The organism is Rufibacter psychrotolerans, assembly GCF_016924645.1.
Classification (GTDB): Bacteria; Bacteroidota; Bacteroidia; order Cytophagales; family Hymenobacteraceae; genus Nibribacter; species Nibribacter psychrotolerans.
In genome coordinates, this window is the sequence record NZ_JAFFJV010000007.1 from 27,073 (window position 1) to 49,046 (window position 21,974).

Here is a 21,974-nt window from a genome sequence, read left to right on the forward strand (position 1 = left end):
CTAGTTTCACTATTTTAGCGTTTCCCACGTACCTATGAAGACGCGGTACCACGGGGTTCCTGAACGCTGAGATAGATAATTTACAGTAATTAACCTATATAGCTGACTTAAGATATGAGAACGAAACAGTTTATGTTAGGACTGGCGCTTTCCGCTATGGTAGGTGGAGGTGTTGCCGTTGGGAGTTATAAACTGCTGGATGATGACGCGCCCGCTACCGGGCAACAGCTTCCTAACACCAATGTGCGGTACACCAGCGCCATGCGCGAGTCTAACGTGATCGTACCCGAAGGATTAAACTTTGTTACCTCCGCGGAGCTGGTGACCCCGGCCGTGGTGCACGTAACCACTGAATACAAAGTGCAGGCCCGCCGGGCCCCAAGCGATATCCACCCTTTCTTCCGTGATTTCTTCGGCGATGAGTTTGAGGGCTATCAGCGCCAGCAGGGTCCGGCCATGGGCTCCGGTTCCGGGGTGATCATTGCCTCCAACGGCTACATCGTGACCAACAACCACGTAATTGACCGCGCCGATAAAATCCAGGTGATCCTGGACGACAAACGCACCTTTGATGCCACCCTGGTGGGCACTGACCCAAATACCGACATCGCGCTGCTGAAGATCAACGCCGATAACCTGCCGGCGCTGCGCTACGGCAACTCAGACAACGTGCGGGTAGGCGAGTGGGTGTTGGCCGTGGGTAACCCGTTCAACCTGAACTCTACCGTAACGGCCGGTATTGTGAGTGCCAAAGGCCGTAACGTAGGCATCTTGCAAGGAGCCGGCAGCTACAGCGTAGAATCCTTCATCCAGACCGATGCGGCCGTGAACCCCGGTAACAGCGGCGGCGCCCTGGTGAACCTGAACGGTGACCTTATCGGGATCAACACGGCCATTGCCTCGCAGACTGGTTCCTTTGCCGGATACTCGTTTGCCGTACCTTCTTCCATTGTAAGCAAGGTAGTGGATGACCTCCTCAAATACGGTGAAGTGCAGCGCGCCCTGTTAGGCGTGCAGATGCAGGAAGTGAACGCCGAACTGGCCAAGGAGAAAAGCCTGAAAACCCTGAACGGGGTGTACGTGGCAGGATTCTCTGAGAACAGTGCCGCCAAAACCGCCGGTATTGAGGAAGGCGACGTGATCACCGAAATCAACGGCGTGAAAATAAACACCGGGGCCCAGCTGCAGGAGCAGGTAACCCGTTACCGCCCCGGCGATAAGATCAAGGTAACCTACATGAGAGGCGGCAGCACCAAAACTGCCAACGTAACCCTGCGCAACGCCAGCGGCAGCACCGAGATTGTGAAGCGTGATCCAAACTCCGCCAAGTCCATGACCATTGACGGTGCCCGGTTTGAGGCCGCCAGCAAGCAGGAACTCAACAAGCTGGACATCACCGGCGGGGTGAAGGTGGAAGGCGTGGCGAAGAGCGGCTTTGCCGAGACCGGCATGAAAGACGGTTTCATTATCACCAGCATTGACCGTAATCCGGTGAGCACGCCGCAAGACGTAGACAAGATCCTGAAAAGCACCCGTAGAGGCGGTCTGCTCATTGAAGGGGTCTACCCAGACGGTCGCAGAGCATACTATGCCATTGGCCGCTAATTTGGGCCTCTTTTTAGAAAAATAGCCTGTAAACGGCTTCTTAAAGCTCCTGCCCCAAGGCAGGAGCTTTTTTGTTTTCTTATGTTGCCGGAAAGGCCTAAACTAGAGCTTTCATTTCTCCAATCCTGATAAACTATGGCACAACTCACCCAGGCAGCCCCGCTGCAAGAAACAATAACCAACCTGCTGGCCCAATTGGGAATCCAGGAAACCAATCCCGCCTATAGTACCGGCCTGAACTGGGGCGGCCAAAATAACGCTGAAACCCGCGCCATCCATTCTCCTACCAACGGCGAGCTGATCGCCTCTGTAAACATGGCAACGGAAGAAGACTACGACCAGGTCATTACGGTAGCGCAGAAGGCATTTCTGGAGTGGCGCAAATGGCCTTCGCCCAAGCGTGGCGAAGTAGTGCGCCAGATAGGCCAGAAGCTGCGCGAGTACAAAGAGCCATTGGGCAAACTGGTGAGCTATGAGATGGGCAAGATCCTGCAGGAAGGCTTGGGCGAAGTGCAGGAAATGATTGACATCTGTGATTTCGCGGTGGGCTTGTCCAGGCAGCTGCACGGCTACACCATGCACTCAGAGCGCCCTACGCACCGCATGTATGAGCAGTATCATCCGTTGGGCGTAGTGGGCGTGATCTCGGCGTTCAACTTCCCGGTGGCGGTGTGGAGCTGGAACGCCATGCTAGCCGCTATCTGCGGCGATGTGGTGGTGTGGAAACCCTCTGAGAAAACGCCTTTGACGGCCGTGGCTTGTCAGCACATCATCAAGGAAGTGCTGGAGCAGAACCAGGTACCCGAGGGTGTGTTCAACGTGATCATAGGTGATGCGGTCATTGGAAGTAGAATGGCGCACGATGAGCGCGTACCATTGGTATCGGCTACCGGGTCTACCCGCATGGGCAAGAAAGTAGGCGAGGCCGTGGGCCGCCGCTTAGGCAAGTCTTTGCTGGAACTGGGCGGAAACAACGCTATCATCCTTACCGAGAACGCTGATCTGGAAATGGCCATCCGGGCCGTGGTGTTTGGGGCCGTGGGTACCTGCGGACAGCGCTGTACCTCTACCCGCCGCCTGATCATCCACGAGAATATCTATGACGAAGTAAAAGAGCGCCTGTTGAAGGTGTACCCAAATCTGCCCATCGGGGACCCGTTGAAAGACGGCATTCTGGTAGGCCCGCTCATTGACAAAGACGCTACGGCGGCTTTCCTGAAAGCGCTGGAAACGGTGCAGCAGGAGGGAGGCAAGTTGTTGACCGGCGGCACCGTGCTGGAAGGCGAGGAATACGCCACCGGCACCTACGTAACCCCGGCCCTTGTGGAAGCCGAGAACCATTACCATACCGTGCAGGAAGAGACCTTCGCGCCTATTCTGTACCTCATCAAATATAGCGGCTCGGTGGAAGACGCCATCGAAATCCAGAACGGCGTGCGCCAGGGCTTATCCTCGTCCATCTTCTCCACCAATTTACTTGAAACCGAAGCCTTCCTGAGCCACTGGGGTTCTGACTGCGGTATTGCCAACGTGAACATCGGAACCTCCGGGGCCGAGATTGGCGGGGCGTTTGGCGGCGAAAAAGACACTGGTGGCGGACGCGAATCGGGTTCCGATGCGTGGCGGTTCTACATGCGCCGGCAAACCAATACCATCAATTTCGGGCGGGAACTGCCCTTGGCGCAGGGTATCAAATTTGACCTGTAATCCTGCAGCGAAAGGCAGGGGCACGCAAGGATGTGCCGCCCTTCTCCAATCCCATTGCCCTGTTTCCAGAACCAAGGGGCCTCGCATTCGTTGCTGAGGCCCCTTGGTCATTTCAGCCCCGCTGCGGCTAAAAGTTACGGCGCCGTTATCCCTTCAAAAGTTTACGGGCAATGGCCTTCGTGTCTTGTTTCTCGTACTACTGACTCTAAACTAACCCAATGAAGAAACGAACTGGTTTACTGGTATTGGCGGGTGCTGCCTTAATCCTGCTGCTGCCCACCTTGCTCCCGGCCCAGATGGTGGACAAGAATTCAATAATAGCCAAGGGAGCCAAGCTGGAAAAGTTGAGCGATGGTTTCTCCTTTACCGAGGGGCCGGCGGTGGACCGTGAAGGAAATGTGTACTTCACCGATCAGCCGAATAACAAGATCTTCAAATGGTCGGCGGAAACGGGGAAAATCAGCTTGTTCACAGATCAGGCGGGTCGTTCCAACGGGCTGTATTTTGACCGGAAAGGCAACCTCATCGCTGCCGCCGATATGGACAACCAGCTCTGGTCTTTTGACCAGGCGGGTAAACCCACGGTGCTGGTGAAGGACTATGCAGGCAAACTGCTCAACGGACCCAACGACCTCTGGATTGCTCCCTCGGGGGCTATGTACCTCACAGATCCCTTGTACAAACGAGACTACTGGACCCGAAATCCCGAACGTCAGCAAAATGGCGAGTACGTGTACTATCTCAGTCCAGATAGGTCGCGGTTTATCCCCGTAGAAGAAAGCTTGGTGAAGCCCAACGGAATCATAGGCACCCCTGACGGCAAGAAGCTGTACGTGGCAGATATTGACGCCAATAAAACCTATGTGTACACCATCAATGCCGATGGTTCTCTGGCTAACAAGAAGCTGTTTGCCAATATGGGTTCTGACGGGATGACGATTGACAACCAAGGCAACGTGTACCTCACTGGCAAGGGCGTGACCGTGTTTGACAAAGAGGGCCAGCAGATTGCGCAGATTCCCGTTCCCGAGAACTGGACTGCCAACGTGACGTTCGGCGGAAAAGACCGCTCCACGCTCTTTATCACGGCCATGGGAGCTGTGTACGGAGTGAAAATGAAGGTGAAAGGCGGGAATTGAAGCTTTTGCTTCACCCTAAAAAGAAGCTGTTTTAGCCTTGTTTTCGCGAAAACAGCTCAGAAAAGTTGTGGCAAGCCGAGATCGCTACTACTTGTTAAGTTATCTGGGAAGTAAACAGGAAAGCCCAAGTCGGTGCAAACGGCTTGGGCTTTCCTGTTTTAGGGCAGTTTATCAGAAAAGGGACAGAAAACGCTGCTTAACAGTTAGGCGTAATTTCTTAAAGTGCAGCAGAATCGCTATTTTACTATTGAACTTCAGCCTTTGCCTATGCCTACCTCAACGCCTGTTTCTTCCACCGCCGCTTTCCGCCGGTTAATTTCCCGGCCCGTGAAACTGAGGCTGTTCTTGTTCAAGAACCTACCCATGGCGTATCTGGCGGGCGTCAGGATGAAGAAACTCACCGACCATGAGGCGCAGGTGACCGTTGAGTACGGCTATCTCACTAAAAATCCGTTCAAATCCATCTACTTCGCTTGTCTGAGCATGGCCGCCGAAATGGCCTCCGGGGTGTTGAGCTTGATGTATTTGTACCGGGCTCATCCGTCAGTGTCTATGCTGGTGGTGCACATGGAGGCCGAGTTCACCAAAAAAGCCGTGGGTACTATCACCTTCACCTGCACCGATGGTGCGGCCATCGCCGCCGCCGTGCACCAGGCCCAGGTTACCGGCGAGGGGCAGCAGGTGCAGGCGCTCAGCATTGGCCGTGATGCGCAAGGCGAGGAAGTGGCCCGCTTCCGCATCACGTGGTCCTACAAAGCCAGAACCAAAAAAGGTTAAGACTTACGGCTGGTTTTCTTCAAGAACTCTTTCACTACCTTCTGGAACTGGGCATTCTGCTCCAGGTAAATCACGTGGCCACCCGGCATGGAAACGGTGGTCTGGTTCGGGAATTTGAAGCTCTTGTAGTGGTTTGGCCCGATGGAGAAATCCTGCTGGCCGGAAATCACCAGCACCGGCATTTTCAGGTGTCTTGAGACTTCGGTGAAGTCCTGGAAATACTCGGGGTAATTAGACCAGGCCTGTCCAAAACTGTAGTTGCCGGGGCGTTTGGCGTCTTCCTCGTTCATCTTCTTCAATCCATCACTGGTAGTGTACATGAGCTGGTGGTACATGTCTTTTTGGTTCAAGGTCTGGATAATGGCCATAAAACGGTCAAAGATTGGTTTGTTGGTGTCCAGGAACGGAGCGGTGTCCTCGGGTTTCAGCAGTTCCACGCCGCGGTTGATCTGGGCGTGCATAGACGGCTCTAGGTGCAGGGTGGCGCTCAATAAAACCATTCTGGAGATGGTCTGCGGATAGTAATAGGCGTACTCCGTGGCCAGAATGCCCCCGAACGAATGAGCCAGCACCGTCCATTTGCTATGGCCTAACTGCTGGCGTACCTCGTCAAAGTCCTGGGCTACGCGGTGCAGGCTGTAGTTACCGCTGGGCGATTTGCCAGACCGGCCGCTGCCGCGCTGGTCTACATAAATCATCTGCAGAGAATCTTCCAGGGAGTTGATGCCCAGCACTTCAAACGAGTGGCTCCACGCGCCCGGTCCGCCGTGGATGAACAGGCAGGGCCGGCCCTTGCCCGAGACTTTCACATACAGTTCGGTACCGTCGGTCATTGTCAGGCGCATTTCCTTTGGGGCAGAAGCGGTTGGTTTGGTCTGCGCCAAGGCGGCAGAGAGACTGATGCCCAGCACGAACATCAGAATAAAGGAAAAACGAGCTTTCATAGGTTCAAATAGGGTTAGATTTTAGGCAAAAGTGAGAAATAAAATAGATAAATTGATGTAGAGAAATACCCCATAAATTTTTTGGAGCACCGTGCAACCCTTGGCATAAACGGGTGTCTTTAGGGTAGAAGTTAGGAACAAGAGAGCGTCTGAAGGCTCTGCGTGAGGTTGGTGTTGTTCCGGGTTTTGCTGTTACTAGATTACCATCATGATGAGCCTTAAAAGGTAGCAATTTGGAGACGCTGGAATACACCGACGTTAACGCGCATATAGTAGCCCGCTGCAAGGAGGGCGACCGTAAGGCGCAGTATGAGCTGTACAAGCTCTACAGTAAGTCCATGTTCAACGTGAGCATGCGCATTACCAATGATTATACAGAGGCAGAGGATGTCTTGCAGGAATCGTTCCTGAGCGCGTTCAGGGAGCTGCACACCTTCAAGGGAGATTCCACCTTTGGCAGTTGGCTAAAGCGCATCGTCATTAACAAGTCCATCACCAAAGTGCGCAGCCGGCGCCTGCAGGTAGAACCGATGGACGATTTCCAGGACTTCGCCGAGGAAGCCCCGGAGTATGACCAGGAAGACATGGATTACAAAGTGGAGACCATCAAGAAAGCCATTCAGTCCTTGCCTGATGGCTATCGGGTGGTGCTCACCTTGTACCTATTGGAAGGTTACGATCACGGCGAGATAGCCGAGATCCTGAGTATAAGTGAGGCTACCTCCAAGTCGCAGTACAGCAGGGCCCGCAAGAAATTGCTGAGCCTCATGCAGGAACAGTCATTTTTTAGCTGATTTAGAGAAAATACCTCAAAAACGAGTAAGTGCATATGAAAGATAGATTAAAGGATTTTGTACAGGCCCACCGAGACGAGTTTGACACCTTCACCCCTCGACCGGATCTCTGGCAGGACATTGCCGCCGAGCTGCAGCAGGAGGAGGTGAAGCCCACTATGGCCGTTGAACCAGAGAGAGAAGCCAGGGTGATCTCCATCAATTGGCACCATGCCTGGCGGTACGCCGCCGCCGTGGCCATGCTGATTATGGTAGCCTTTTCGGCCTACTATTACATGAACAATGGGGCGCAGCCATCGGGAACGGTGGCTGCCACGCAACCCGTTCCGCTGGAGAAAATAGCCCCGGAGGTGCCTCAGCTTGAAACCCGCTTTGCCAGTGTGATTGAACAGAAGGAAGCCCAACTGAGAGAGTATGACCTGAAAGCCTTGGGCATGGACAAGGAGTGGGAGCGGGAAGCAGCCACCCTGGACTCGGCTTACACAGAGCTTAAAAAAGAACTTTACACCACGCCTAACAAAGATGTGGTAGTAGAGGCTATGCGTGACAACTTAAAAATGCGAATCGCCATTCTGAACCGGCAGTTACAGGTTCTTGAAAACATACAGCAAGTGAAAAAACAAGTACCCAATGAAACTACTTCTATCTAGTATAACCCTCCTGTTTGCGGCCAGTCTCTTTTCCTCCTCGGCAAGCGGACAGGCCCAGATGGTTCCTGTGCCAGAGGTTGCACCGGCCCCTAAGGTGGCGGTGGTGGTAAAGGCCCCCGCCAGGTGCCCTGGTACCGTCAATGTGCAGGCTTCGGCCGCCGTGGGCCACGCCCTGGCCTCGCTGGGAGCCCTGTATTCGCAAGACCATACGCCCGTTACGGGCCAGCCAGACCCGGAGCCCACCTCCGGCACGGGCCAGACTTCGGCGCAGCCTTCACCAGCTTTCCCGCATGAGAAAGTGAAAAGCGTGAACCGCTCGTTCAAGGTGAAGAGCTCAGACAAACTGAGCATTGACAACCAGTTTGGCCTGGTGAACGTGCAGACCTGGACCCGCCCCGAAGTGGTGGTGGAAGTGACCATCATTGCCCGGGCCGAAATGGAGTCCAAGGCGCAGGAAATCCTGGACAAGATTAATGTGCGGGTGAGTGATGAGCGGGCGAGTGGTTTGATTTCCTTTGTGACCGAGCGCGAGCCCATGCACATCAGAAGCAGCACCCAGAAGAGCTTTGAGATCAATTACCTGGTGAAAATGCCCCGGGCCAACCCGTTGCGGGTCACCAACAAGTACGGCTCCGTGCAGCTCCCCGACCTGGACGGCCCCACCGAACTGTGCACCCGCTACGGCAAGCTCACCGCCGGCCGCCTGAACAACCGCGCCAATAAAATCTCCATTGATTACAGCAGCGGCGAGTGCCAGATTGGGTACCTGAGGGGAGGCGACCTGGCCATCAAGTACTCGGCCCTGCGCCTGAACGGGGGCGAGACCATCAACGCCTACACCGCCTACAGCGCCGTGAGCATTGACCGCGTGGAAGACCTGAACGTGGAGAGCCGCTATGACCGCGTGTTCAAGGTGGGCAGCGTGAACCAGGTGAATGGCAAGGGCAGTTACTCGTCCTTCGTGATTGATAACCTCAAGGGCTCGGCCGGCATGGAGGTGAAGTACTGCTCTAAGTTTGAGATTGGCAGCATTGACCAGAATTTCAAGAAAGTAGACGTGACCAGCGGCTACACCTCTGTGAAACTGGGCTTCGCCGATAAAAGCGCCTTCAACTTTGACGTGAACACCGATTACAGCAACCTGAAGGTAGACCAGAACCTGGTAGACTTTAGCTTCAGGGAGGTAAAGAACACCTCTGCCTCCTACAAGGGCAAGTACGGCAAAGCCTCGCCCAGAGGAACCGTAAGCGTGAACAGCCGGTACGGCAACGTGCAGTTCTATTGATCCATTGGTGTAACGTGTGTACAGAGAGAGCAGGTCCCCGGCGGGCCTGCTTTTTTTTATTAGCCTGTTTTTAGGTTAATTTAGAAGAAACAGCCCGTAAACCTACTAAGACTATGGACCAGAATCAGGCCGAGAGGGTGCATGCCTCCAAGGCGCCCGAGCCCGTGGGCTTGTACCCGCACGCCCGCCGCGTGGGCAATCTCTTGTTCCTTTCAGGCGTGGGCCCCCGCGAGAAAGGCACCAAACAAATACCCGGGGTAACCCTGGACCCCGAAGGCAACCTCCTCAGCTATGACATAGAGGCGCAGTGCCACTCGGTGTTCAAGAACGTGCGCACCATTCTGGAGGAGGCCGGCTCGGCCTGGGAAAACCTGGTAGACGTGACGGTGTTCCTCACCAACATGAAAGCCGATTTCCCGACCTACAACCGCCTTTACGCCGAGTACTTCCAAGACTGCCAGCCCTGCCGCACCACCGTAGAGGTGAACGCCCTGCCCACGCCCATCGCCATTGAACTGAAGTGCATTGCCACTATTTAAACCGTCTAGGCGCTATTTTACTGAAAGCAGGCCCTAAACACTTTCCAGTACGCTGGCGCGAGCGTTCCGCTCGTGTCCGCACGCATTGCTGGTTCTTTCTGTGATTTGGATTGCATTTACCCTGCACCTCTATGGCGCGAAAGTTACTTCCGTGCCTTTTATGCACAAGTCAAGGATTAACTTCCGCGCCATCATAAAAGTAGCTTTGGGGCATTTTTGCAAATTGGTTACCCCTATTTTGTCATCCTGAAAGGATCTTGTGCGCGAACGGCAGTAGCGTTTCTCCAGGGCTTGTCTGGTTCGCCCACAAGATCTTTTCAAGATGACAAAGAGAAGGGGGAACCATTGAAATAGGGCAGCGTAACGGCTTTGTGAACCACAGAAAGAGCCATCCGGCATGCGTGCGGACACGAGCGGGACGCTCGCGCCAGCGTTCTGTTACTTTTGATAAGGCTTGTTTTGAGGAGTTGTTCCTTGATAGGGCCGTGGCCCTTGGGAGCCCTAGCCCCGCCTCTGGTTATAATGTGGGTGAGCGAGGCAATAACTTGACCGTTTTCCCTTTCTGAAGGTAGGCCGGGGTTTTGCCGGCGTTTTCCAAAAAATAGCCTTAGAACAGGAATAACTGCGGGCAGTTTCCTATTTTGCCTGGCTGCGGTACAGAACCCAAGGGGCCGGCGGTAACGTCTGCCGCGGGTTCTTTCATAGACTGAGTTGAAATTTTAATGATACAGAATTCTCCAGAAGCCCTGTTTGCCGAACGCGAGCAGCGCTTTTTCGCCGCCGAGGAGCGGCAGGCCAACAAATACCGGTGGGTGGGGTGGCTCAGGTTAGCGTTCTTCGTGGGGTCGGTGTTGGGCTGCGTGCTGTTGTTTTATTACGGCAAGAACGGGGCGGGTCTGGGCCTGCTGCTCAGTGGTTACTTTATCTTCGCGGCGCTCATCCATTGGCACAACAAGATTGAGTACGCCCGCAAGCACCAGCTCTACCTGGGCCTGATCAACCGCCGGGAGGGCGAGCGCCTGCGCGGTGAACTCACCGATTTCCCCGGCGGCGAGGAGTTTCAGGAACCCAACCACTACTACACCGCCGACCTGGACGTTTTTGGCCCCAATTCCATTTTTCAGCTGCTAAACCGGTCTGTGACCCGGCTGGGGCAGCAGCGCCTGGCCGAGTGGCTGAAGGCCCCGGCTTCGGCCGAGGAGATCCTGGCCCGGCAGGAGGCCGTGGCCGAGCTGGTGCCCGACCTGGAGTGGCGGCAGAACCTGGAGGCCCGGGCCATGCACCACCTGCGCAAGACGCAGCAACTGCCCCAGCCTTTTCTCTTGTGGCTGCGCAGCCCCAACTTCTTCACGGGCAAGGCCTGGCTGGTGGCGGCTACCTTTCTGTTGCCCCTGCTCACCCTGGCCGCCGCTATCTACTGGGGCCAGGGGCACTCGCACTACCCGTTTCTGGGGCTGGTGCTGGTGCAGTTCCTCATTGCCACCAAGTACCTGAAGGAGCGCGATGCGTTCTATGATGAAAGTACCGGCATGTATGAGACCCTGCGGAGCTATACAGACCTGCTGGTGCACATTGAGGGCCGCACGTTCCAGAGTGCCAAAGCCCGGGCCCTGCAGCAGCAACTGAAGGTAGACGAGCAACTGGCCTCGGCGCACGTGCGCAAGCTGGCCTCCATCATCCAGTACCTTTCGGCGCGGCTCAACACTTACCTCAACTTTATCCTCAACCACGTGCTCATGTGGGACTTTATCTGGATGTGGCGCCTGGAGCGCTGGAAGAAGACCATGTCGGGCAACATTGGGCAGGTGCTCAACACCGCCGCCGAGTTTGAGGCGCTGGCCAGCCTGGCGGCTTTCCAGTACGCCAATCCCGGGTACGCGGTGCCGCGCATCAGCAGCCAACCGTTTGAGTTTTCCGCCGAAGACCTGAGTCATCCGCTCATCTTCAGCCCGGGGCGCAGGGCCAACAGCATCGCGTTCAGTGGGGTGGGGCACACGGTGCTCATTACAGGCTCCAACATGTCGGGGAAGAGTACGTTTCTGCGGGCCGTGGGCGTGAACATGGTGCTGGCCTTCACGGGAGCCGCCGTGTGCGCCCGGCGTCTCACGGTGTTCCCCGCCCAGGTGTACACCAGCATGCGCACCGAGGACAACCTGGCCGAGAACACCTCGTCTTTCTACGCTGAGCTCAAGCGCCTGAAGCTGCTCATTGACTTAACGGCCACCGGCCAACCCGTGTACTTCTTCCTGGACGAGATCCTGAAAGGCACCAACTCGCATGACCGCCACCAGGGGGCCATGGCCCTCATCAGGCAACTGCACCAGCGGCAGGCGGCCGGGTTTGTGTCTACGCATGACCTGGAGCTAGGCAACATGGAGCAGGAACTGCCCGGCTCCGTGCAGAACTTCAGCTTCAACAGCTACTTTGAAGACGGCCAGCTGCGCTTTGACTATACCCTGCGCCCCGGCATCTGCCAGAGCTTCAACGCCAGCCAGCTCATGCGCCAGATGGGCATTGAGCTCTAGTTTAGCTGCTTTTAGGTAAAAACAGGCCCGAAACAGGAAAGCCTTTGGGAAATGTGCCTTTAAGAAGGAGCACCATGGTTTACCTGTTTTCTAGCGGATAAAAGCGAATCAGCGCTAAAACTTAACCTTCGGCAAACATTTGTGTCCCGCTGGGGGTTACCTTTGCAAACCGTAGTTTTTGTTCCTTTATACCCTTTGAACCATGCGCGTTGTAGCCGACATCCCTCACCCCGACCTTAAAATCACCCTCCTAGCCTGGAACGGCAAGTACCTGCTGAAACTGGAGCTGGGCCCCTTTGAGCAGACCTACAAGGTGAGCGAGATGGAGGTAACCGGCGGCGATGAAGAAGTAAAAACCTGGCTGGATGAGGAGTTTCTGCAGGCAAGTATTGAACTTTTTCTGGCCATGCGGAAAAACCTGCACGAGACCCGCCGGCGCCATGATATTTAATCTGGGCCCGCGTATTTTTACCTTATTTTAGAGGAAACTGTGGAAAATGCTGTGGAGAACTTGCAATTGCCAGAAGCATAGCCTAAATTCAATTCAAGACAGACAAGCAACAACGTATGAGTTAAACCCAAGCGCTACCTTGTAGTGCGTAGTCCCTAGCGTTATGCAGATAGGATTTAGCAAACATATCAAGATCTCCTATCGGGCGGACATGCAGACGGTTATCATCCGTTGGCAGCAGCCTGTCACGTTCACTGAGTTCAAGATGAACTGCCTGGCCATCCTTTCCCTGGCCAAAGAGCATACCGCGTGTTGCTGGTTGTTTGACTGCCGGTCTAAGGGCGAGGTCACGCAGGAGGAAAGCGATTGGCTCAGCAAGGAGTTCTATCCCAAAGCCCTGCAGCTGGTGGCCTCGCACGTGGTCATTGCCTGGTTGCTCAACCCCAGACAGATGCAGCGCCTGCAGGAAGGGGCCACCCTCACCGCCATCTCCGCCGACAGCCCCGATGTGAAACGCCGGGCCTTCCTCACCGAGCAGGAAGCGGTTAAGTGGTTAGAAGACGCCATGGAGCAGCTAGAACTGAAGAACAACAACCTGTAGTAGGTCTCTCTGTAACCTCCCTCTTACCAGCAAAAGTACCCCAACTCTGAAGGCTTCTCTTTGGAGCTCCACCGCCCTGCGTCCCGCTTTTCCTTAGCCTTGGTCTTACGTAAAGGTATGGCACTAGCCTGTTGCCCGCCGCCGCTCTCGCGGCAGTAATCTCCTTTCCCAGGCAGTGACCAAACAGCGGGTTTACTCCGCAAACGAGGGGAAGAGCGTCATGCCCCCGTCAACGTAAATGGTGGCGCCTGCCACGTAATCGGCTTCGTCTGAGGCCAGCCACGCGGCTACGCGGGCAATATCATCTGGTTCGCCAATACGGCCGTACGGAATCTGCGACAGCATCTTCTCTTCGCCTTCCCTGGAACTCCAGTCTTCTTTGTTGATATCGGTCTTGATGGCCCCCGGCGAAATGCTGTTCACCCTGATGCCCTGCGGTGCCAACTCCTGCGCCATGGTTTTCATCATCATAGCCACCCCGCCTTTAGACGTAGCGTAATTAACGTGCCCCGCCCACGGAATAATGTCATGCACCGAGCTGATGAAGATGATTTTGCCCGCGGCCCTGGACACCTCTTTTCTGATGCCCTGCTTTAAAAAGATCTTGCTGGCTGCCCGGGCGCACAGGAAAGGTCCGGTGAGGTTGGTGCCTATTACTTTGTTCCACTGGTCCAGCGTCATGTCTACCAGCGCGGCGTCCTTTTGGATACCGGCATTGTTCACCAGAATGTCCAGGGTGCCAAACGTATCCAGGGCAGTCTGGAACATGGCCTCTACCTCTTCCTCTTTGGAGACATCGGCTTTTATCACCAGGGCTTTCCCGCCCGCGGCTTCAATCTGGTCTTTGGTGGCTTGGGCACCTTCGTCATCAGAATGGTAGTTGACCACCACGTTGGCCCCGTGCTGCCCCAGCCTAATGGCAATGCCCTGCCCAATACCCGAACTGGCCCCGGTCACTATAGCTACCTGATTCTGTAAGCGTTTCGCGTTTGCTGCTTCCATGTCTACTTGGTTTGTTGTGCTTTTACAGATACTAGGCCCACGCCTGAAATGTTTTTACGCACCCATACACCCGCGCCATTCCCTGGCCGTGCGGTAGCCAATTTGAGCGCAGTGCTCTCTGGCAGGTTCTTCCCTAAGGAGCGTTTTAGGTTAGATTTGTTCAAAACGGGCCGGAAACAGAAACAGCTAGTAGCATTGGAGTAGCTCTTTATGTGTACGTGCACAAATAATAATTTATTTAGCGTGTTCGAACACATTTATGACGATTTTCTTTGTAATTCTACTTTTATGTTTTTATGTTTAGATAAGAAATCAAATTTCTAGGTTTCTCCCTTCTGGTTACGCTTTTCTACTCCTGGTTGCTTATGGAAACACGAACCTATTCTACTCCTGCGCTGGAATTACATCCGGTCAGTCCTGATTTACCTGCCGAAGGAAACAAACGCGGGGCTCCCGTTCTTGCCTGTTTTCCCCAAAACAGCCCGAAAACAGGTGAGCAGCCAGAAGCTACGGTACCCATGGGTGACCCGAATAGAAGGCCATAGCAGCCTTAAAGTGGCGCACTGTCTAAGGCAGACGCACTTAGAACTCTTTAGGCCGGGCGGGAAAAGGCTTTTTCATAAAAGAAACTCAGACTAAGACTTCAGATTGCAATGGAGATAAAACCAACGTTGCTGGTCCTGGCGGCCGGTATGGCTACCCGGTACGGCAGCCTGAAACAGATAGTGGCCTTTGGGCCTCACGGAGAAACCATCATTGACTATTCCATTTATGATGCCATCAAGGCGGGTTTCAAGAAGGTTGTTTTCATCATCCGGAAGTCAATTGAAGCCGAGTTTAAAGCCGCCATGCAGGATAAGTTCAGCCGGGCAGTAGAAGTAGACTTTGTGCTGCAGGAACTGGATATACTACCGGAAGGTTTTTCGGTGCCTCAGGACCGAGTGAAGCCCTGGGGAACCGCGCACGCCGTTTGGGTGGCTGCAGGTAAGCTCACAGAGCCTTTTGCGGTCATCAACGGCGACGATTTCTACGGTTACCAGTCTTTCCAGATCATGGCAGATTTTCTAAAAAGCGGGCAAGAATGCGGCTTGGTGGGGTATCTGCTGGCCAACACGCTGTCTGAGCACGGCGCGGTGTCAAGAGGCATCTGCGAAGTGGATGCAGCCGGGAACCTGGTGAGCATCACGGAGCAGACCCATATAGAGAAAACCCAGGACGGCATTGTGGCCATTGGCCCAGATCAGCAACCCATTCCGCTGGCCCCAGACCAGATGGTGTCTATGAACCTCATGGGGTTTGCGCCTTCCTTGCTGCCTTACTTTGGTAAATACCTGGAAGAGTTCCTGCGGGAAAAGGCCCACTTGCCCAAGGCGGAATTCTTTCTGCCCCTAGTGTTGGATAAGTTGGTAAAAGAAGGTGCCACGCAGGTGAACGTGCTGCCTACCCCGGAGAAGTGGTTCGGGGTGACCTATCCCGCTGACAAGCCCTTGGTGGTGGAAGCCCTCAAAAAACTCATTGAGGCCGGTACCTACCCCCAAAATCTTTGGAACACCCCCGTTAACAGCAAATAAGATGGTACAAACAGCAGGACAAGACGCTACGTTATCGTTCATCGTTTCCCGGTTCAACCTGCAAGGGACCGCCGCCTCCATTGTGCCGCACGGCTCGGGGCATATACATGACACCTACCATGTGGCAAATGCCCAGCCCGACTGTCCGGATTATCTGTTGCAGCGGGTGAACCACCACGTTTTCAAGAATGTGCCGGCCCTCATGGAGAACATCCATGTGGTGACCACGCATTTGCGCCAAAAACTGGAAAACACCTCAGAAACCCAACCTTCGGCAGAAGTGCTTACCCTCATTCCTACCCAAGACCAGAAATGGTTTTACCAGGATGAACAGGGCAATTACTGGCGCATGTACTATTTCCTGTACGGCACCATGAGCTATGACTTGGTGAGCACCCCGCAGCAAGCCTACGAAGGCGGCAAGGCGTTTGGCCGTTTCCAGGCGCTGTTGGCCGATTTACCCGTGGACCTGCTGCACGATACCATCCCTAATTTCCACAACGTAGTAAACCGGCTACGGCTTTTCAGGGAGGCCGTAGCCAAAGATGCGGTGGGACGGGTGCGCGAAACCGGGCCCGAGATAGCGTTTGTGGAAGAGAAAGCCGAAGCCATGAGCGCCATTTACCACCTGGGCGAACGCGGTGAGCTGCCCTTGCGCATCACGCACAATGATACCAAATTCAACAACGTCTTATTAGACCAAACCGGCAAAGCCCAGTGCGTGATAGACCTGGATACGGTCATGCCCGGCTACGTGGCCTATGATTTCGGGGATGCGATCAGGACCACGGTTAACACCGCTCCCGAGGATGAGCCGCAGTTGGAGAAGATTCAGGTAGACGTTTCGCTGTTTGAAGGATTTGCCAAAGGGTTCTTAGAGGAAACCAGCAGTTCATTGACGGACCAAGAAATCGCCTCGCTCATACACGGCGTGCTGCTGCTGCCTTTTATCATGGGCCTACGGTTCCTGACCGATTACCTGGAGGGCGACCATTACTATAAAATCCACTTCCCAGAGCATAACCTGCAACGCTGCCGGGCGCAGTTTCAGTTGGTACGGCAGCTGGAGGCGAAGCTTCCGCAGTTCCAGGAAATCATTGAGCGGGTGGTGCAGGAAACCCGCCTGACAGAAATCGACTCAAAAGCCTGAAAGCGCCATGAAACAGCTGGAAGTGCCGTATTTGCCTTTGCTCCAGAAAGACACGCCCTTACCCGACGTGTCTGAGCAGTTGGATAGATTGGAGAAAAACGCCATTGATGCCGTGCCGTGGCCCTCTTACAACTACAAACCCCGGGTGTCTTTCTCGGTGGCCCACAGCAAGGACTGTCTGTTTGTGAAGTTCTATGTGGAGGAGGAGGCCATCAGGGCGGTGTTCCGCCGCACCAATGACCCGGTGTACAAAGACAGTTGCGTGGAGCTTTTCATTGCCTTCAACCAGGAGAAGGCCTACTACAATCTGGAGTTCAATAGCCTTGGTTCCTGCTTGATGGCTTACGGCCCGGAAAGAGAAAACCGCCAGTTTCTCTCAGAGGCGGTAATCAGAGAGATAAAGCGGTATGCCCAGATGACGGTGGGCGAGGCCGCCCCTTCAGACACCCCGGTAAAATGGGAACTGACACTGGTGATACCCGAGGAGGTGTTCTGCTTCCATCGGTTTGGGTCTTCTTTGCATGAGCAGCAGTGCCGGGTGAACTTTTATAAATGCGGCGATGATCTGCCCACCCCGCATTACCTCACCTGGAACCGCATCTGGGCTGCTGCCCCAGATTTCCACTTGCCAGAGTACTTCGGCGAATTACAGTTCCTATAGCGGGCTTCTGCGCCAGGTGGCAGTTTGTTGCGTTTTAGGGCTACTTTAGGGAAGACAGGCCCAAAACGGTGGGGGAGTCCTCCGCCCGTGAGCATCCTGCAAGGCTAGGCACAAACAATTCTGCCGCTTTTCTTACTTCTGAACCACGTTTTGCTCTTTCACCCCATAAAGAAACACATCTATGAGTACTAACAGGAGAGACTTTTTGAAGTTAGCCGGTCTGGCGGGCGTAGGACTGGCCAGTACAGGTTTTGTGAGCGGCTGTGCCTCCTCGGCAGCCGCAACCTCGCTTGACCAGATTCAGGCGCAGGCTAAAAAAACGCACCGGCAGCACTTCAACATGAGCGGGTATGCCGCTCCCCGCCTGGACAAAGTGCGGGTAGGTTATATTGGGCTAGGCATGCGCGGTCCGGCCTCGGTGGTCCGGATGAACCATATTGATGGGGTGGAGATCAATGCCTTGTGTGACATAAGACCAGACAGGGTTGCCGCTACCTTAAAGAAGATAGAGGGCTCCAGCCATAAACCAACCACCTATTCAGGTAAGGAAGACGCTTGGAAGGAGCTGTGCAACCGCAATGACATTGACCTGGTGTACATTGCCACGCCCTGGCACCTGCACACGCCCATGGCCGTGTACGCCATGGAGCACGGCAAACACGTGGCCGTGGAAGTGCCCGCCGCGAAAACCTTGGAGGAATGCTGGCAGTTGGTAGAAACCTCTGAGCGCACCAAAAAGCACTGCATGATGCTGGAGAACTGCTGCTATGATTTTTTTGAGATGCTCACTTTAAACATGGCCCGGCAAGGATTCTTTGGGGAGATTGTGCACGGCGAGGGGGCCTACATCCATAATCTAATAGACTTGAATTTTGCCAAGACCAGCGATACTGAGGAAGCCTATTACAACATGTGGCGCCTGAAAGAGAACGGGCGCAACGGAAGCTTGTATCCTACGCACGGTTTGGGTCCCATCTGCCAGGTGATGGACATTAACCGGGGCGACCAGATGGATTACCTGGTATCTGTCTCCTCCAATGATTTCAACATGGGCGCCAAGGCGAAGGAACTGGCCTCTAAAGACAACTTCTACCAGGATTTCGCGCAGATGAATTTTCGGGGGAACATGAATACCACCACCATCCGCACTAAAAAGGGCCGCACCATTATGATTCAGCACGATGTGTCCTCGCCGCGACCTTACTCCCGTATTCACCTGGTCAGTGGTTCCAAAGCCATGGCCCAGAAGTGGCCAGATCCGGCTCGCATTGCTACCGGGCACGATTGGCTGTCCAAAGAGGAATTCGCCAAAATTGAAGAACAATACACCCCGCCTCTTACCAAGAAGCTAGGCGAAATGGCTAGGAAAATTGGCGGGCACGGCGGCATGGATTTCTTGATGGAATGGCGTCTGGTAGATTGCCTGCGCAACGGTCTACCCTTGGATCAGGACGTATACGATGCCGCCCTGTGGAGCGCCGTAGCTCCGTTGAGCGAGTGGTCAGTTGCCAACCGTTCTAACTCCATTGACGTGCCTGATTTCACCGTGGGGGCTTGGCAGCATAACAAACCGGTAGAGCTAACCTTGCAAGGCGGCGGTACTACTAACGTGAAGGCGTAGCAAACATTTAAGGCCGATAAAGCCCGATGCCGTTTCGGGGCAGTTTTCGTAAAAACTGCCCCGAAACGGCATCGGGCTTTATGTTGAATATGAACCCTGAAATTGAAGGATGCTGTTAAGCACCGCTAAGTGCGTCTGCTTACCGCAGATTCTCCCCTCAGGAGGAGCGTAGGGGTGTTTACCCTGAAGAGCACGCATTCCAGCGCACCTATATTACTTTCCAGATATTGGTCAAAGTGGTTGTTCAGCAATTCGCAGACCGGCAGGTGTAGACACCCCTCTGCGCTCCCCTCAAGGGGAGAATCTTGGTTGAAGCGTATTTTCAGGTAGTCGCTGAGACTATTCACCCCCAATAACAGAGGCTGTTACGTTTTTGGCCTGATTTCTTCAAAACAGCCCCAAAACGAAACATGCGCTTAATTTACCTTGATGGTATGATTCAAGCGGTTATAGCCGGTGTTCTCTTCCCAGACATCGTTGTTGGCAAACCTGATGCTGTACTCAGGACGTTTGGCGAGGCTCTCGTAGCCATCTGGCAGATGAAGCAGCACATCGTACTCGCCTTTCTGCAGGTTAGAGGGCAAGGGGATTTCCTCTGAAACGGTGATCTGGCCCGGAAACCATCTCCTGATTTCTGTACTTAAGGGCAGCGCATACGTTTGCCCCGATTTCTTATGCCGCAACACCACCTGCACGGAACGTGGGTTGAAGGGAGCGGCGAAACCTACGTTTTCCAGCTGTAGAGCAATTGGCAACGAACTTCCTTTTCTAACCTTTTCCGGTAAAGAGGCTGATTTCAAGGTGAACCGGTAGCCTAACCGGCGCTTGATGTTGTCCATGCAGCCGCCGGTTACCCAGTCATTATTCACTTGGTTGTTGTAAGAACTATTGAGATAGCTGTAGTGCATAGCGGCCATTTCCTGCTCGGCGCGTCCGGCGGGAGCACAATCGTTTTGGGGACTATAGGCGTTGTCGCAGGTTTCGCCGCCTACGGCAACGTACTTGCTTTCGGCTTCAAAGTATTTACGGAGCGTTTCGTTGGCTGGACCCCGTTTAGTGGAAGAGTTGCCGTAGTCATAGAAAGTACCGTAATCATCCTCGCTGGCCAGGAAGCAGTCATTGTGCAAGCCTACCCGCGCACGGTCTGCGTTGGTAAATGCTTCCTGCTCCGTGATAGCCGCCGAGGTCACCGGAGCTTTGGGGCCGTACACAAACCGTTGCTTGATCTGGGGCGTTCTTACCTGCACCATGCGGTCCTGAGGCAAAGCATCCAGCAAGGCTTTCAGCATGTCGTTGCGGTCTTGCCAACTGCTGTCTGCCACTACGCCCAGGCCGTTGGTAGAGGCATCCCCGAAATAATCTGTAAAGTAATTCTCGCCCCAGATGCCAATAAAGCCTTGTTGCAGTACGGCAATGACATCGGCGTTCTTTTGGAAAACCGGTTTCAGCTGAGAGATATGCTGCAGCACAACGGCTTTGGGCGCATCGCCGTATGGTGGGCAGATTTTGTAGTCGTCTTTGCAGTCACCGGCTTTGGTGTCATTGGTGTACGCAAACCGCAGAATCATTTTCATGCCTGCGGCTCTGGTAGCGTCAAAATCTTTCTGCAGGTTTTCCAGGAATTCGGGGCTGAGCGGCTTGTTCTTAAAATCAGCGAGCAGGTAGCCGCGGTACACCAACGAGAGCTTGGCCGAGTACTTGGCGCTGTTGGTAATGTTCTGGTTGGCCGGCAGGGTTCTCAGTTTCACCAGTTCCTCTGCGGAGAGTGTTCCGGGTTTGCCGCCGGCGGCCAGGTAAAAGCCTCGCTCAGGGTTGGCGAAATCCTCTGAGCTCTCCATGTAGGTGATTTTCCTGGTTTGGGCAAGAAGCGTGGGCGGGGTGGTTAGCTGCGCCGTAAGCAAGAAACACAGCGTAGCAATGCTTTTCCAGAGGGACGGGGGAGTAGAGTGTAAGGCCATGAAGCGGGGGAGTTGGGTGGAACAAAACGAACGAAGCGCTGGGCGTCAGCCCTGGAGCTGGCGGACACAACCAGGATTTGGGCCTGTTTTCCAGAAAACAGGCCCAAATCCCAATCAGGGCAGATTATAGGTCAATGGAGGCAAACTTAGAGCTGGCCTGCTGGCTATGAGGAATGTTGCCCACCTCGGTCCAGCCGGAGTTCATTTCCAGGATGGCGAAATTGGCGGCATTCCTCATGCTACCCAAACCTTCGCGCTTGATGGAGAACTCCACCACTTTTTTGCCGCCCACGGTTTTGATGGCCGAGAACTGCATGCGCTCGCCAAAGTTGGCTACCTCGTTCCAGGACCAGCCATTGCCGGGACCCACGTGCGCAAAGACACTGCCTCCAGTGGGGTTGCCTTCAAAGAGGAAATCGGCGCCTGAAGCAGCTGGGTACATCCAGGTTTTAAATCCGGTTTCGGGGTTGTTGTCGGCATCCAGGTACAAGTCCATTACTGCCAGCGAGAAGTCCTGGGTACCTTCCAGGTAGAAGTTGAGGTGCCCGGCAGAGGCAAAAGTTTTCACAGCCAACAGGGTGCCGCCGGTGCCCTCGTTATTGGTATGGGTGTAGGAAACGTGCTCCCAATCGGTGAAATCGCCGTCAATTTTGATGTTAGGACCCAGCACATACACAGAGTCCTGGAAGGTGCTGGTCTGGCCATTGCTCTTCACTGTGAGGGTAACCAGGTAGTCGCCTTTCTTGGAATAGATGTGCGTGGGGTTGGACTGAAAAGACTGCTCACTCTCGTCACCGAAGTCCCAGAGGTATTCAGAGGCGTTTTGCGAGAAATCAGTAAAATTGACCACAAAACCATCGGCCACGTAACTGAACACCGCTTTAGGTCCTGAATTTTCGTCGTCTTCCTCGCAGGAGAAAGTGGCCAGCAGCAAAAAGCCCAAGCCCAAGAAGAGTAAAAGTTTGTTTTTCATGTCGCTGATGCTTTAAAAGTT

At 54.4% G+C, this 21,974-nt stretch carries 19 protein-coding genes; 15 read left to right on the top strand and 4 right to left on the bottom strand.

All coding sequences use genetic code 11. The features are described from left to right. Positions 1–114: 114 nt before the first annotated feature. From JT718_RS08255 to JT718_RS08270, 4 genes are all read left to right on the top strand, one after another. Positions 115–1,605, top strand: coding sequence for a Do family serine endopeptidase (locus JT718_RS08255; RefSeq protein WP_205501754.1), 1,491 nt, complete (start codon positions 115–117; stop codon positions 1,603–1,605). 135 nt (positions 1,606–1,740) lie between these two features. Further along, a complete protein-coding gene (gene amaB, locus JT718_RS08260) occupies positions 1,741–3,312 on the top strand; it encodes an L-piperidine-6-carboxylate dehydrogenase (protein ID WP_205501755.1) in 1,572 nt (523 codons plus the stop codon). Positions 3,313–3,530: 218 nt separating this feature from the next. Continuing rightward, positions 3,531–4,451, top strand: a complete 921-nt coding sequence (locus JT718_RS08265) for an SMP-30/gluconolactonase/LRE family protein (protein ID WP_205501756.1) — start codon at positions 3,531–3,533, stop codon at positions 4,449–4,451. Between the two features lie 267 nt (positions 4,452–4,718). Continuing rightward, positions 4,719–5,228: a DUF4442 domain-containing protein gene (locus JT718_RS08270; RefSeq protein WP_205501757.1), complete on the top strand. Its 510-nt coding sequence runs from the start codon at positions 4,719–4,721 to the stop codon at positions 5,226–5,228. Here JT718_RS08270 and JT718_RS08275 read toward each other — a convergent pair. Then, entirely contained in the window at positions 5,225–6,172 is a 948-nt protein-coding gene (locus JT718_RS08275; RefSeq protein WP_205501758.1) for an alpha/beta fold hydrolase, read from the bottom strand. The two genes, JT718_RS08270 and JT718_RS08275, sit on opposite strands and share 4 nt — an antisense overlap. Before the next feature lie 233 nt (positions 6,173–6,405). Here JT718_RS08275 and JT718_RS08280 point away from each other — a divergent pair, with 233 nt between their 5' ends. The 7 genes from JT718_RS08280 to JT718_RS08310 all read left to right on the top strand — a co-directional run bounded on the left by JT718_RS08280 (position 6,406) and on the right by JT718_RS08310 (position 13,017). Further along, on the top strand, positions 6,406–6,966 hold the full coding sequence (locus JT718_RS08280) for an RNA polymerase sigma factor (protein WP_205501759.1): 561 nt from the start codon (positions 6,406–6,408) through the stop codon (positions 6,964–6,966). A 35-nt stretch (positions 6,967–7,001) separates the two neighbouring features. Next, the gene (locus JT718_RS08285) at positions 7,002–7,616 is read left to right on the top strand and encodes an anti-sigma factor (RefSeq protein WP_205501760.1); all 615 of its coding nucleotides are present in this window, start codon (positions 7,002–7,004) and stop codon (positions 7,614–7,616) included. After that, complete coding sequence (locus tag JT718_RS08290; protein WP_205501761.1) at positions 7,597–8,901, top strand: hypothetical protein; 1,305 nt, start codon at positions 7,597–7,599, stop codon at positions 8,899–8,901. Before JT718_RS08285 ends, JT718_RS08290 begins: the two co-directional genes overlap by 20 nt. A gap of 113 nt (positions 8,902–9,014) precedes the next feature. Further along, positions 9,015–9,440, top strand: a complete 426-nt coding sequence (locus tag JT718_RS08295) for a RidA family protein (RefSeq protein WP_205501762.1) — start codon at positions 9,015–9,017, stop codon at positions 9,438–9,440. Positions 9,441–10,162: 722 nt separating this feature from the next. Beyond that, positions 10,163–11,965 (top strand): MutS-related protein, encoded by a 1,803-nt coding sequence (locus JT718_RS08300; protein WP_205501763.1) that lies wholly within the window; start codon positions 10,163–10,165, stop codon positions 11,963–11,965. A 202-nt stretch (positions 11,966–12,167) separates the two neighbouring features. Then, a complete protein-coding gene (locus tag JT718_RS08305) occupies positions 12,168–12,416 on the top strand; it encodes a hypothetical protein (protein WP_205501764.1) in 249 nt (82 codons plus the stop codon). A 163-nt stretch (positions 12,417–12,579) separates the two neighbouring features. After that, positions 12,580–13,017 (top strand): hypothetical protein, encoded by a 438-nt coding sequence (locus JT718_RS08310; protein ID WP_205501765.1) that lies wholly within the window; start codon positions 12,580–12,582, stop codon positions 13,015–13,017. 192 nt (positions 13,018–13,209) lie between these two features. On the opposite strand, the gene JT718_RS08315 is transcribed toward JT718_RS08310, so the two are convergent. Continuing rightward, the gene (locus JT718_RS08315) at positions 13,210–14,019 is read right to left on the bottom strand and encodes an SDR family oxidoreductase (protein ID WP_205501766.1); all 810 of its coding nucleotides are present in this window, start codon (positions 14,017–14,019) and stop codon (positions 13,210–13,212) included. Positions 14,020–14,672: 653 nt separating this feature from the next. On the opposite strand from JT718_RS08315, the gene JT718_RS08320 reads away from it, so the two are divergent. From JT718_RS08320 to JT718_RS08335, 4 genes are all read left to right on the top strand, one after another. Beyond that, the gene (locus JT718_RS08320) at positions 14,673–15,590 is read left to right on the top strand and encodes a nucleotidyltransferase family protein (protein WP_205501767.1); all 918 of its coding nucleotides are present in this window, start codon (positions 14,673–14,675) and stop codon (positions 15,588–15,590) included. Position 15,591: 1 nt separating this feature from the next. Beyond that, positions 15,592–16,740, top strand: coding sequence for a phosphotransferase enzyme family protein (locus JT718_RS08325; RefSeq protein WP_205501768.1), 1,149 nt, complete (start codon positions 15,592–15,594; stop codon positions 16,738–16,740). A gap of 7 nt (positions 16,741–16,747) precedes the next feature. Further along, the gene (locus tag JT718_RS08330) at positions 16,748–17,401 is read left to right on the top strand and encodes a carbohydrate-binding family 9-like protein (RefSeq protein WP_205501769.1); all 654 of its coding nucleotides are present in this window, start codon (positions 16,748–16,750) and stop codon (positions 17,399–17,401) included. Between the two features lie 181 nt (positions 17,402–17,582). Beyond that, positions 17,583–19,022: a Gfo/Idh/MocA family oxidoreductase gene (locus tag JT718_RS08335; protein ID WP_205501770.1), complete on the top strand. Its 1,440-nt coding sequence runs from the start codon at positions 17,583–17,585 to the stop codon at positions 19,020–19,022. A 416-nt stretch (positions 19,023–19,438) separates the two neighbouring features. Here JT718_RS08335 and JT718_RS08340 read toward each other — a convergent pair whose 3' ends face one another. After that, positions 19,439–20,980, bottom strand: coding sequence for a DUF4832 domain-containing protein (locus tag JT718_RS08340; protein WP_205501771.1), 1,542 nt, complete (start codon positions 20,978–20,980; stop codon positions 19,439–19,441). 124 nt (positions 20,981–21,104) lie between these two features. Next, positions 21,105–21,953, bottom strand: a complete 849-nt coding sequence (locus JT718_RS08345) for a PKD domain-containing protein (protein ID WP_205501772.1) — start codon at positions 21,951–21,953, stop codon at positions 21,105–21,107. Positions 21,954–21,974 lie beyond the last annotated feature (21 nt).